Genomic DNA, 13,111 nt, shown 5'->3' with positions numbered 1-13,111 from the left:
AACACTTTAGTTTTAGAAAACGTAGTTACATCCATTTAACAATGTTTGTAACAGCGCTATATTATGAGGTAACAAATTAAAAGGAGTTAAAGGATGAAGCTCTCGATATCAGGGAAGTTACAGTTAAGTTTTCTGTTGCTTGCAGTACTTTTTATCGTGTCCGCGTTTTTCGCTTACCGCAGTGTTGAAGTTGTAGAAAAACACACTGAATCACTATTACAGTCAGACCTACCAACGGTCGATACCAGCCGGTCCATTCAGCAGTCCATTCAAGCGACGATTTCCAACGTCCGTGCCTACATGTTACTTGGCGGCGATGAAGCCGTTGGGGCAAGTCAGCTTGAAGCGCTTAACACCATCATTACCCAAACCGACGAAGCATTGCCTACTTTAGAGCAATTGTTGAATGCCGATGAATTTGGGGTAATCAACCAACAATGGGGTGCGTTAAAACTGTCGGTCGCTGAAATTACTGAACTTAGCCATAGCGATGAGAACTTGCCAGCCCATAGCCTGTTTATCAACGAAGCCGCGCCGATTGCCGAAGTTGCTCTAGATCAGTTGCAAGGGCTGATTAACGATGAGTCTTCGAACCGCGAAGGCGGGGAAAGAAAGCGTTTATTTAAGTTATATGCCGATAGTTACACTTCTCTGGCAAATGCATTGGCTTCTATGCGTGATTTCCTGATTTACGGAAAACAAGAAAACCTTGATAAGTACGCAGACTTCATCAAAGCGCATGAAAAGTCTGTGGCTGAAATTGAATCGAAAGTTGAGTTACTTTCTGGAAGTGATGCTAGCCTTTGGTCTCTGTTCAATGAAATGCAGCAACTGTATTTTCCTTTGGCCCAACAGGTGGTTGAACTAAGACAGTCATCAGGCTGGAACCTAGCTAACCAAAAAATGGCAACAGACTTAGTGCCAAATGCTCAAGCCTTGGAGCAAAGTTTAGAAAACATCGTCATCAAGCAACAGCAGCAAGCGGATCGTAGCGGGCAGGGGATCTTTGGTTCTATCGCCCAAGTGGTAACCTTGTTGATTGTGGCTGTTGTCGTAGCGGTTGTTGCTGCTTTCGCAATTTCTACGTACATGGGGCGAAACATTGGTCGTCGTGTCAGCTTAATTTCTAAACGAGCACAGCTTATCGCCAGTGGCGACATCTCTCAGCAGCCTCTCGTGATTGAAGGAAGCGATGAATTGGCAAGCCTTACCGATTCCATCAATCGTATGAACCAATCTTTGGCAGACATCGTTCACGGTGTGACCAACAAAGCGCAGCAAGTTGACGAAAGTATGGCGGGCCTACTTGCCGCGAACCAACAAACGCTAGATGAAATTACTAAGCAGCGAAACAACATCGAACAGATCGGTCAGCAGCTTAACGATGTGGCACATTCAGCGGCAAGCACTACTCAGCAAGCTAAAGAGTCGGTGATCACTCTGAACGAATCGAACAATCAAATTACTCAGGGATCTAACACTCTGGATTTAAACAAGGCAACCGTTGAGCGCCTATACGAAACCATCGAGAAAGCGAGCGATGAAGTTACCGAACTGAGTCGCGAGAGTGAAGCGATAGGGCGTGTGACCGAAGTGATTGAAGGGTTGGCAGAACAAACTAACCTGTTGGCATTGAATGCCGCAATTGAAGCCGCGCGAGCGGGTGAATATGGTCGCGGCTTTGCTGTGGTTGCGGATGAAGTACGCTTGCTGGCAACGCGCACTACGGAGTCGACCACCGAGATCAACAATATTGTAAATGCGATTCAATCGTCAACTTCTTCAGTTGTAGACGAAATTGAAGCAAGTAAATTGCTTGCAAAAGAAGGCTCAGAGCATACCGAACAAGCTGTAGTTAAGCTTCTCTCTGCAACCGAGCAAATTGCAACACTCAATAACCAAATGCAAGATCTTGCCGCCGCCGCAGAGCAGCAGTCAGACTCTACACAAGCCATTAATGCGCTTATGGAAGGAGTTACAGACTCTGTAAATGACGTGTCACGTATCAGTGAATCATCTCATAGCACTTCGCTGGATGTTCGGGACCGCGTTGTTGAGCTCAATAAAGAAATGGAGCAATTTAAAGGTTAATCGCTACTTGTTTTCTTCGCATGGAGTGAGGGTGTATTACTGATATTGTTTCAATCTTGAATAATCAGGACATCGCGAAAATGCGATAGAAGCGTCGCTCTCATTACTTTTAATCGTTTTTGGTCTATTACTTATATTAAGTAGTTTACAAGTAAGCGATGGACGCGATGATAAACCAAGGGACTGCACTTAAAAAGACGCCAAATGTAAAGTGGCGTCTTTTTGCTTTTGCCCTTTCTCTAGCAACCTGCTTCATGAGTATGTCAGCTCTGGCGGAAACTGATGAAGAGGTTCTTCGGGTTGCTAACTCTAAAGCATGGAAACCCTTTTCTTACATTAATAGTGACGGTCAGCCAGATGGAATATTGATCGATCTTTGGCGCGAGTATGGAAAGCGTAATAAGGTCGAAATAGAGTTTGTGCTGCTGGACTGGAATGAGTCTTTAGAAGCAGTAAAAAACAACCGGGCTGATGTTCATGCCGGGTTGTTATGGTCCGAACCTCGCGATGAGTTTTTCGACTTTGGTGATGCTCTGATTAATATTGAAACTCAACTCTACTACAGCCAAGCACTGATTGGATTTGATGTTGATGAGTTACTTAAGGGGAAAGTAGAACAATATGTCGGCGTGGTGAAAGGCGGCTATGAGGAATACTTCGCTCGCAAGGAGTTTCCCAAAGCAAATTTGAAAGTATATCCAAACAACGAGCTGTTGATTAATGCCGCGTTTAAGGGCGAAATCTCTGCTTTTGTTGCCGATCTTCAAGTCGCGAATTTCTATCTCTATTCCTCAGACGATCCTATGAGCTTTGTGCCTGTGAAATACTTGTACTCAGGTGATTTATACCCTGCAGTGGCAGAAGGTAATAGGCCAATGCTTGATGCTGTGAACCTAGGGTTTAAAAAAGTAGGTACAGCCACACGTGAAACAATCTTGCATAAATGGATGCACATCGAAACTGTCTATCCTCAGCACTTTTTTCCAACCGTGGTTGGTGTGAGTGGCTTAGTCGCCATGCTTTATATCATTATGTTGAAGCGTACGGTCAGAGCGAGAACACGTGAGTTAGAGCTCGTTAATGAGCAGCTTACCGTGTTGTCTACCACTGATGAACTCACTGGCATAAAAAACCGACGTTGTTTTATGGATGCGATACATCAGTTGGACACGCAAAGTGAGTCGCTGACGGTAATGGTGTTTGATATCGATAACTTTAAGTCCGTGAACGACAATTGGGGCCATGCGATAGGAGACGAAGTGATTAGAGAAGTCGCACAGAGTGTGGAATCGATATTAACGCCTTCAATGTTGTTTGGCAGAATTGGCGGTGAGGAGTTTGCGCTGGTGGTTAGAGAGCTCAGTAAGGAATCGGCGATAGACTTAGCGCAAAGTGTATGCCTAAAAGTTTCCGCCGCGAGAATGCAGGTGGAGTGTAATACCCACATTTCAGTGAGTGTAGGTTGTGCATTTTACCCCCATGGCAGTGATGAAGTCGATTTGGTCGCTGCAGACAAGCTGATGTACAAAGCCAAACAACAAGGAAAGAACAGGGCGGTGGTAGAGTTAATTGAATAAAATTGGATGTAATCTCGACGATTTGTCCAATCATTGCGCACTTGAACAAAAGAGGCATAGAAAACACTTTTCTTTTCAGTCAGATGTGGCATATTAACTAGGTCTTCGACGCAAAGCGTACTTCGTATAATGGCTATTACCTCAGCCTTCCAAGCTGATGATGCGGGTTCGATTCCCGCAGTACGCTCCAAAACTTCTCATACTATCCAGTATAAAAACTGAAACGCCGATGGCGTTTTTTTTATGTCTGCTATTCTTGCTTTGCTCACCGTTTGCAACAAAGTACCTCTCAATTGTACGTCTTCGCCATGTATAATCCGTAACTAGTAAGTGAGCGAAATTACGCTTTTTATCTCTCTATTTATGGAAGAAACATGAAACTTAAACAGATCGACAAGCAATTATACCGCTCGCGTCTCAATATCGTGATTGTAGCCTGCATTGCTAGCTTAGCAGTATTGAGCCTCGCCATATCTCAAACCTTGATACTGCTGTTCCCATCAGAAACTGGCTCTCACTTCCACTGGAACTTACTTGGCGTGATTGTCAGTGCCATTGCATTAGTGACGGCTCTGCTAAAACTTAAAGCGCACCCGAAAATGTATGAAGTCGTTTACGTGTGGGAGTTAAAGCAGGCGTTAAACCTAATCTACAGAAAGAACAAAAAGCTTCTGGCAGCCGCTGAACAAGGTAATTCAGACGCAATGTTAGCACTGCAGTTTAGCTATGATGGCTCGCGTCAGTTATGGAAACTAGACGACAACACCATTACGATGGATAGCTTGAATACTGCTCAAGCCCAACTCGATAATTGGGTAGAGCAATACAGCGTTGAACTTGATGTTTCGAATTACCAGTCGGATATCCTTAAATCATTTTAACGTCAATCACCCTAGCCAGACCCTATAAGCACCACTAGGAGAATGAATGGAACTCATTCCTTTTGAGCCAAAGGATTATCCTCTACTGATAGATTGGATTCCCTCGGCTGAATTTAACTATCAGTGGGGAGGACCCGCTTATCAATATCCTCTGACAATAGAACAAATCACTCGGCATTGTGATGATGACACGATCTTTCCGTACCTATTCAAAGTGCGCGGTGTTATAGCGGGCTATATAGAACTTAGGAAAATAAACTCTACGACATGCCGACTATGTCGAGTACTGATATTGGATAGCCATCAAGGGCTGGGTTTATCGAAAAGTATGCTTTCACTGGCTATCCTGAAAGCCAAATCTGATCACCAATGCACTGCTCTCACACTATGCGTTTTTGAACACAATGCTGTTGCGATATCGCTCTATACCTCTTTGGGTTTCTCCGTTACTTCGGTGAAAACGGGAGAGCAGGAAGTATGTGGCAGGCATTGGACTGGCGTTGAAATGGTGGCGTCCATTGCAGCAAGTGCTAGATTAGCGCAGCAGGTCATGAGTTAAATATTTTGAGTACAACAAAACAAGGAAAGAAATTGGAAGTCAGTATTGGCAACAGCAATTATCTAATCGTTCAAGCGCAACTCATTAGAAATCAGGTGTTCACGAAAGAGCAGCTTATTCCGCAGGCACTTGATCTTGATGGGTTAGATGAGGTTTCGGACCACATCTTAGTTAAAAAAAATGATGAGCCAATCGCCACGGCTAGGCTTACCTGCCAGTCAGATGGATCAGCCGTACTTGCCAGAGTCGCAGTGATTAAATCACATCGCGGGCTGGGTCTTGCATCAGACATTGTTAATGCAGCGATTCAACATGCAAAAAATTTAAACGTCACTTCTATCGAAATACACGCACATAGTTATCTCAAAAACTATTATGAGAAGTTCGGGTTTGAGTTTATTAAAGAAGTGGAAATGGTCGGAGAGCATCAGTTAATAGAAATGCAGTGCATTTTACATCGCTGAAAATAAGAATTAGTCATTTCGTTTTTAGTCAAAAACTTGGTAAGGTGTTGAATTATCTAAGTATCACTCGACCAGTGGTCAGATTTTCTGACAATAATGTCTACGACCTCAGACAGTTCTCGTCCTTTCTTAGTAAGGCCATAATAGACGGTAACGGGTAGGGTATCTTCTTGACGTCTCCACACGAATCCTTCCTGACTTAATGCTTTAAGTCGTTCAGTTAGAACTTTGCTAGACACTAATGCGAGTTGCTTACGCAGTTGGCCAAATCGCATTTCTTCGTTCTGCGCGATTAGCCAAACAATATGAGCAGTCCATTTTGTTGAAAGAAGTGTAAGGTATTTATCAACGTTACAATACCCGTCTGGTTGAATGCCTTGTAGTTCCATTCTGTATCGACCCTATATGATTACTCTGTTCTGGTTACTGCTAGGTAACTAGTTACCTTTTAGTAGCTAATTTCGCTTGTGCTCTTTTGCAAATATCATATCTCTGTACTTCAGAAACAACAATCAGAGGAAAGAGTATGAAAGTTATATTGGCATTATTATTAAGTTCACTGTCATTCCTGGCTTTCGGGGCTAATGAATATAAAAAGCCTCAAACACCTAGTGAATTACATGAGCTATTTGGGTACTACTTTGCAAAAAAGGACATGGAAGGTCTAGCGAGCCTATTCCACCCAAGTGCGGTTCTGATAACCGATGAGTCTGGCTCACAAGCGGAGGGTCGGGAAGCGATTATATCTCAGCTTGAAACTTACATGGAAGGAGAGAGCTCAATGACGACTCACAGCGTATCAATCCATGTTAACGGTGACACGGCGTTAGTAAGATCTGACTGGGAAATCACCGGAGGTCAGAAAGGAATGGCTCTCGAAGTAATGACTTATGAAAATGGCGGTTGGGGCTATGTTATAGATAACCCGAATGGATTTTAGCTGATGTAATGCAATCTCAACCTGTATAGCTAATATAAAATGAGTTCATGTTTTGCTGGAATCTACTAATTAAACAAAACAGGCCGAACGAGGCTAGACTATAAGGAACTTCTAACAACAAGGGCAGATATGAAGCTTATCGCTCTGGTTCTTTTCATTGTCTCTGGTTACGTTCATGCCGATAGCAAACGCATTGACGTGATCGTTGGCGTGAGCGATGGGTTTCCGGTTTATTACTTCGATAAACAAGAACAAGTATTTAAGGGCCCGATGATCGAGTCTTTTGAAGCCATCTGCCGTGAAGCTAACTTTAATTGTATTTTCCGCGCACTTCCCAAAAAGCGCATTGAGACAGAATTGATTGAGGGCTCGATTCATTTTGGGACAGTTATCAATAGTGCTTCTCAGGCAGCCTTGCTCAAAGAGATGGTGTACTTCACTGAGTTCAACGCTCCAGCAAGTTTGGGTATTTATTCAACGTTGCCCTCTGGCGAGATACCAGAAGATTTAGAAGCTTATTATGGCGAAAGCATTATATGTGTACTGGGGTGGAGTTTATCTGTACTACCTGGTATTTGGGAAGCTGAGAAGTTAGAACAGGTAACGATATTCAAACCGAGTACTATTGATGCGGCAGTTCGCATGTTGAAGTTAAACCGCTCTAAGTTCCTATACGCGAATAAGCAGAAAATGGACGTCTATATTACTGAACAGGACGGCTTGCATTACAAGGAGTTTAAGTCGCTTAACCAGACGTTTGGTTTATCATTGGCGTCGCCCCAGTACCAACGGATTAAGCAAAAAGTGGATACCGCAATATCAACCTTACTCATCAGAGGCGTAATCGATCCAGTAACTGGGCACTTAGCAAAATAGTGCCCAGTTACAAAGTTAACTAGTCTGAACGACCTCGTCCTTGAATTCTCCATTGGTGGATTACTTCACCGTCACGCACTGCATTTAGCACATCAAAGTTGTGCAATGTAGTGTCGCAATGGCTAGGGATTAGTGAGATAACCTGACCAATTTCATATGGCGATTTACCTTGCTCGATCAACAGGATTCCGTGTTCGTCTCCGCCGCATTTGTATGTGACAGTGTCACTATGCTTGCGTACTTTCGGCATACCTAAATCAATTGAAAGTGATTTCATGCCTGCGTCGACAACGGCACGCCCAGAGCTTGGGTGGCTGATGACAGTGCTTAACACAGAAAGGGCTGAGCTAAATTGGCGATTGGTATCTTCATTGTTCTCGTCGCCTATTGCTGTATAAGTGCTGTCCATAAACAAGTAAGAGCCGGCTTGAACTTCGGTATAAGCATGCGCTGAATGGGCTTGATAGGTTCCTGTACCTGCGCCGGAAATGATCTTTGGCGCTAAACCTTGGGGTTTAAGTGCGGTTTCAATGAAAGTGAACAGAGAATCTACCGCATCATGAGCAGCCCGCTGTCGCTTCTCATAGCCTTTTATCAGCTGAAGATGGCCGCTATATGCTTGAATCCCATCGTATCGAACGCCTTCGGTGGTTTTAATATGATTAATCAGCTCGATGAGAGCTTGGTCAGCGTTCACACCACAACGTTCTTGACCACTCTCTACTTCAACTAGAAGGCCTATCTCGATACCATTCTGGCTAGCACACTTACCAATAATGTCGACATGGTAAGCGTGGTCGATGACTTGGCGAATTGTCATATTTGGATGGTTTAAACATAGGTCGACAAGTCTTTTAGTTTTTGTCTCACCAGCAATTGGCGTAGTGATAAGTACGTCGTTAACGCCGCCTTCGACCATGACTTCTGCTTCACCTAACTTAGATGTACAGACTCCGATCGCTCCAGCTGCTATTTGCATGTGAGCTAATGCTGGGATCTTGTGTGCCTTTGTGTGCGGGCGTAGGGCTAAACCAAGTTGATTGATGCGCTTTTGCATACCCGATAGATTTTGCTCAAGGATATCAAGATCAACGATGAGCGCTGGAGTGTCGAGCTGAGTGATTTTCATTATTGTTAATTCTAGTTAGGAGGTATGGGCACGAAATTAACACAGATTACTGAATGAAGAAGCGTTAGAACGTGAATTAGCAGAATTTTAACGTTATGAATAACAAAGAATTATTAAACGAGTGTGGAGTATTTGCGTGGCTATTGATTGGTTATTGAAAGAGCAGGACTGGAAATAAGCCTCATCGAGATGAGGCTTACGGATTAAGTGGCTAGAATTCTTCGGTGTCAATTTCAAGCTGCGTTGGCATGTTATAACGCGCACCAGCTACGTCACTGGTTTTCATTGTGCTTTCAACCAGTGTCATTAATTCTGCTGAAAGCGTGTATTGTTGCGAATTCCAGTTATCTTTTAGGTGCTTGATATCTGTTGTGCCAGGCAAAGCAATTGAATTTGGTGCTTTCGCTAATGTCCAAGCAATAGAGAGCTGGGCGAGCGTTGGGTAAGGTAAACTGTGATTCTCTTCCTTGAACATAGGAAGCAGTCGGTTGAGCTGTTCGACTTTATCCAAGTTCAGAGGGAAGTTTTGGTCAGAGAAACGCGGCATTGCTAAGCGAATGTCACCTTGGACAAATTCGTTACTGCGAACTTCACCACTGAGCATACCTCGGCCAACGGGGCTAAACGAAACGAATGTAATGCCCAACTCGTTACAAGTATCGAGTACGGCGATCTCTGGATTACGAGACCACAGTGAATATTCAGACTGAACCGCAGCAATAGGATGAACCTGATGCGCTTTTCGAATGGTCGTTGCAGATACTTCAGACAAACCAATGTGCTTTACCTTGCCTTCGTCAACAAGCCTCGACAGCTCTCCAATACTTTCTTCGATTGGCACATTTTTGTCCCAACGGTGTAAGTAGTATAAGTCGATTATATCGGTGTTAAGTCTGCGAAGAGCTTCTTCACAGGTGCGTCTTAGCACCGTAGGGTTTCCGTCTATTGTGCGTTTACCATCTGGCCCTTTAGCCATGCCGCATTTGCTGGCTAAGAAATAATCATCACGACGATGGCTAACCGCTTTAGCGAGCAGTTTCTCGTTAGCACCAAACCCATACAGGGCAGCGGTATCGAGCATGTTGTAGCCCATGTCTAGTGCGGTGTTAAGTACATTAATACCGTGTTGCTCTGACGGGGGAGTGCCATATGCATGAGATAGGTTCATACAGCCCAGAGCGATCGGTGCTAATGTTTGATTGCCAATTGTTGCCATCGTCGTTTTCCTTTAATTATTCTTCTAATAGCTGTTCAAGTTTGTCCAAGGTTTCCATTGCTGGTAAGCAACTCTGAACGCTTGAATTTGGCTCTCTGCCAGTACGAATCGCATCGAAAAACTCTCGGTCAATAAGCTCAATACCGTTATTTGATACCGCAACACCTTCGAGAGAGATTGGGTTGTCGTTACCATCATAAAGATCATCATAACGAGCAATGTAAGTGCCTTCTTCACAGATATAACGGAAGAAAGTACCGAATGGCCCGTCGTTATTGAACGACAGTGAAAGGGTACATAGCGCACCAGATGGTACTTTCATGCCAATGCTCATATCCATAGCAATCCCAAGTTCTGGGTGCGTTGGACCTTGCAGAGCTTGTAGCTTAGTTGCCTGCTCGCCAGTTTGATACTGGAAGAGATCGACTGTGTGGCAAGCATGGTGCCATAGTAGGTGATCAGTCCAGCAGCGAGGTTCGCCCTTAGCATTAGTATTGGTTCTTCGGAAGAAGTAGGTTTGCACGTCCATTTGTTGGATGTGTAGTTCACCTGCTTGGATTTTGTTGTGAATCCATTGGTGACTAGGGTTGAAGCGACGAGTGTGTCCCGCCATGGCAATTTTGCCGGTACGTTTTTGTGTCTCAACTACTTTGTAGCTGTCTTCAATGTTGTCGGCCATCGGGATCTCAACCAATACATGCTTCCCCGCTTCCATACATGCAATGGCTTGTGAAGCGTGCATCTGCGTTGGTGTCGCAAGAATAACGGCATCAATACTTTCAACTGCTAGAGCATCTTCCAGTTGAGTAAAACCAACTGCATTTGACCCATATTGGGTGATCAGTTCATCAAGCTTATCTTGCTCTGGAGATACCATCGCTGTTACGACAACATCATTGATTTGTTTAAGCGCATCTAAGTGCTTTCTTCCAAAGGCGCCAGTTGCACCGACAACACATACGTTCATAAATATTCCTTTACCTGTATTGGATGTTAAATAGAGGAGCTGATCGAACCGTGAGTCGTCAGCTCTTTCTTGTTTGGTTTCTGAGGGTAGAGCGCTGCCAAAATGCTTTGAGCTTGTCCACCCTTAGGTTCGTTAGTGAGTATTAGCGATTGCTTGCCAATTTTGTCGTGCCATTCGAGTGCTGATTTTGTCATCTTTGGGTCAATTTCTAACGACTCCAGCGTATTGGCAACAGCGGATAATTCTTCACTTCTTCGTATTCCATGCGACGCCATTCGCTCTAGGTTATAGGCGACTTTGCTATTGATGTTCAAACCAGGGTAGCTTTTGGCCAAAGAAGAAAAAATATGTTGTTCCAAGCCCGATTTATGAGCGGCCAATGCGCATTCGGCTGTTAGCGCCTCAAGGCCTTTTACGAATACTGAGCGAACCATTTTGACCGTTGTAGCGTCGCCAACTTGGTCAGAAATTACATTAACGTCGAAGCCGAGCGATTCCAAAATTGGCACTGCTTCAGTGGCGTTTCGACCTGAAATATTAAGCGGTATGGCTTGTTGAGCTTTTACAGGCGCCATAATCGCCACATCGACATAGTTTGCACCATACGATTCAACAGTTGATGCATTACGCTTTTTTACCTCTGGAGCACAAGAATTGCAGTCAAATAGCCATTGTTTTGGTTTGAGTTCACTTACGAGTGAATCGACTGCAACTTGTGCTTGAGACGGCGTCACTAACGAGAAAATGCACTGTGCGCCAATAATGGCTTCGGACGCATTAAACGTTCCTTGTACTTGATGTTCGATGTATTCAAGTAACTTAGCCTCCCGTTCAAGAGTGGAACGAGTTTTAATGTCGTAAGCGCTGATCACTTCAGGCAGGTTATTTTGCCATCTATCTATGAAAGATTTCGCGGCTTCACCAAACCCTATAAATGCAGTTCGTGTTACTTTCGCCATAACCTTCCTTAGTTTTAACTGTATTTTGCTTGGTAAAAAGACTCTAACATTCGCGTTGTTTGGCGAATAATCAAAATAAGAGTAAGGGTATTCAGTTTTGGTGAAAGTAACGCTAATTATGACTCGATCGCTAAGCCATTTTTACGCAGTAGGCTGACAAAATGAGACTGCGTTGAAGTGGCATACCAATTCTTGCGGACTGTTAAACCAATGGGTCTGGACTGTTGGCTACAATCAAAAGGCAGTATTTTGAAATGACCTTCATTTAACTCTCTATGGATTTGATGTTGGGAAAGTAGAGTCAATCGGTCACTGCCCAAAAGTAGTTCTTTAACTAACATCTGTGAGCTTGCCTCGACCAACCGAGTTGGTGCTTCAACCCCTTCGTTACTGAACATATCCTCAAACATTTTGCGCCCAGGAGTGTTTGCGCCTGAGACTACCCAACTTGCTTCGTGCAAATCTTTTAGGGTGAGGGACTGAGCTTTGGTCAATGGATGTTCTGCGCGGGCAAGTATACGGTTCTGCGATTCAAATAGCGTTTCTTGCCTAATGTCAGTGCTTGGGGAAGGGAAACGAAGTGCACCAATAAGAATATCAATTTCACCATACTTTAAGTGATTGAGTAAGTCGCTATAAGGGCCATCAACAACTTGGATTTGGCAGTCTGGATATTCCGCTGTGAACTCATTAATGGTGCTAGGTAATAAACAGGTTCGCGCAAGAGGTAAGCAGCCGACAGTAATCACACCGCTGTGTCTGTTACTAAGAACGTTTACTTCTTCAATTCCTTGCTTTATTTCAACAAAAGCGAGTTTGCTGGCTTTGACCAATGCACTGCCGGCTTTGCTTACAACAACGCCATTACTGTTTTTTTCAAACAAGGTAAACCCAAGGATTTCTTCCAAGTCTTTTGATGCTCGGTAAACAGAAGATTGTGATACAGACAGAAGGCGACTTGCTTCAGTGAAGCTTTGCCCGTTAGCGACTGCGACCAGCGCTTTTAATTGCGTGGTGGTGATGTTGTATAGATAGCGTTGAACACTGGTCTTTCTTTGTCCTTTGGCAATTTTTAGTGATTCAGTGATTCCGTCACTGATGTACTCAAGCGCTCGGTCAATACGAAAAGCAAAGGCGGAGCCCTGTTTAGTCGGGGACATACCATCTGTTGTTCGTTCAAAAAGCTCACTATTTATATTCTTTTCGAGCTTTGAAATGGCTTGTGTAATGGCGGGTTGAGAGAGAAAAACCGTTTCAGAAGCTTTGCTGATACTGCCAGTTTGTACTACTTCTGAAATGGCTCTTAAATGCCTTAGGTTAGGGATATTAAACATCTTTATACCTTTATGGTTGTAATTATATTGGCTGACTCTGAATTTGAGTAAATATACTAATTTAGTATTTTCAACAGTAAATTTACGGCATTGGATTAAATATAAAAGTTATGACCTT

At 43.8% G+C, this 13,111-nt stretch carries 13 protein-coding genes and 1 tRNA gene; 8 read left to right on the top strand and 6 right to left on the bottom strand.

The window, feature by feature from the left end:
• Positions 1-93: 93 nt before the first annotated feature.
• From J4N42_RS18855 to J4N42_RS18830, 6 genes are all read left to right on the top strand, one after another.
• Positions 94-2,091: a HAMP domain-containing methyl-accepting chemotaxis protein gene (locus tag J4N42_RS18855; RefSeq protein WP_252030953.1), complete on the top strand. Its 1,998-nt coding sequence runs from the start codon at positions 94-96 to the stop codon at positions 2,089-2,091.
• A gap of 158 nt (positions 2,092-2,249) precedes the next feature.
• Positions 2,250-3,668, top strand: coding sequence for a transporter substrate-binding domain-containing diguanylate cyclase (locus J4N42_RS18850; RefSeq protein WP_252030951.1), 1,419 nt, complete (start codon positions 2,250-2,252; stop codon positions 3,666-3,668).
• A gap of 115 nt (positions 3,669-3,783) precedes the next feature.
• Positions 3,784-3,858, top strand: a tRNA-Gly gene (locus J4N42_RS18845).
• Between the two features lie 184 nt (positions 3,859-4,042).
• Positions 4,043-4,549 carry a DUF3087 domain-containing protein gene (locus tag J4N42_RS18840; protein ID WP_252030949.1) on the top strand — a complete coding sequence of 169 codons (507 nt, stop codon included), beginning with the start codon at positions 4,043-4,045 and terminating at the stop codon, positions 4,547-4,549.
• A 46-nt stretch (positions 4,550-4,595) separates the two neighbouring features.
• Positions 4,596-5,108, top strand: a complete 513-nt coding sequence (locus J4N42_RS18835) for a GNAT family N-acetyltransferase (protein ID WP_252030948.1) — start codon at positions 4,596-4,598, stop codon at positions 5,106-5,108.
• Positions 5,109-5,140: 32 nt separating this feature from the next.
• Complete coding sequence (locus J4N42_RS18830; protein WP_252034215.1) at positions 5,141-5,572, top strand: GNAT family N-acetyltransferase; 432 nt, start codon at positions 5,141-5,143, stop codon at positions 5,570-5,572.
• Positions 5,573-5,628: 56 nt separating this feature from the next.
• Here the strand turns inward: J4N42_RS18830 and J4N42_RS18825 are convergent, their stop codons facing one another.
• Positions 5,629-5,961 carry a winged helix-turn-helix transcriptional regulator gene (locus J4N42_RS18825; RefSeq protein ID WP_252030946.1) on the bottom strand — a complete coding sequence of 111 codons (333 nt, stop codon included), beginning with the start codon at positions 5,959-5,961 and terminating at the stop codon, positions 5,629-5,631.
• Positions 5,962-6,098: 137 nt separating this feature from the next.
• Here J4N42_RS18825 and J4N42_RS18820 point away from each other — a divergent pair, with 137 nt between their 5' ends.
• On the top strand, positions 6,099-6,512 hold the full coding sequence (locus J4N42_RS18820) for a YybH family protein (RefSeq protein ID WP_252030944.1): 414 nt from the start codon (positions 6,099-6,101) through the stop codon (positions 6,510-6,512).
• A gap of 129 nt (positions 6,513-6,641) precedes the next feature.
• On the top strand, positions 6,642-7,388 hold the full coding sequence (locus J4N42_RS18815) for a transporter substrate-binding domain-containing protein (RefSeq protein ID WP_252030942.1): 747 nt from the start codon (positions 6,642-6,644) through the stop codon (positions 7,386-7,388).
• Between the two features lie 19 nt (positions 7,389-7,407).
• Here J4N42_RS18815 and J4N42_RS18810 read toward each other — a convergent pair whose 3' ends face one another.
• From J4N42_RS18810 to J4N42_RS18790, 5 genes are all read right to left on the bottom strand, one after another.
• Positions 7,408-8,517 carry a DSD1 family PLP-dependent enzyme gene (locus tag J4N42_RS18810; RefSeq protein WP_252030940.1) on the bottom strand — a complete coding sequence of 370 codons (1,110 nt, stop codon included), beginning with the start codon at positions 8,515-8,517 and terminating at the stop codon, positions 7,408-7,410.
• Positions 8,518-8,728: 211 nt separating this feature from the next.
• Complete coding sequence (locus tag J4N42_RS18805; RefSeq protein WP_252030938.1) at positions 8,729-9,733, bottom strand: aldo/keto reductase; 1,005 nt, start codon at positions 9,731-9,733, stop codon at positions 8,729-8,731.
• A 16-nt stretch (positions 9,734-9,749) separates the two neighbouring features.
• The gene (locus J4N42_RS18800) at positions 9,750-10,700 is read right to left on the bottom strand and encodes a Gfo/Idh/MocA family oxidoreductase (RefSeq protein WP_252030937.1); all 951 of its coding nucleotides are present in this window, start codon (positions 10,698-10,700) and stop codon (positions 9,750-9,752) included.
• Positions 10,701-10,726: 26 nt separating this feature from the next.
• Positions 10,727-11,659, bottom strand: a complete 933-nt coding sequence (locus J4N42_RS18795) for a DUF1932 domain-containing protein (RefSeq protein WP_252030936.1) — start codon at positions 11,657-11,659, stop codon at positions 10,727-10,729.
• A 116-nt stretch (positions 11,660-11,775) separates the two neighbouring features.
• The gene (locus J4N42_RS18790) at positions 11,776-12,993 is read right to left on the bottom strand and encodes a LysR family transcriptional regulator (protein WP_252030935.1); all 1,218 of its coding nucleotides are present in this window, start codon (positions 12,991-12,993) and stop codon (positions 11,776-11,778) included.
• Between the last annotated feature and the right edge of the window lie 118 nt (positions 12,994-13,111).

The organism is Vibrio sp. SCSIO 43135, from assembly GCF_023716665.1.
GTDB lineage: Bacteria > Pseudomonadota > Gammaproteobacteria > Enterobacterales > Vibrionaceae > Vibrio > Vibrio paucivorans.
This window is presented reverse-complemented; position numbering and strand designations above follow the sequence as displayed.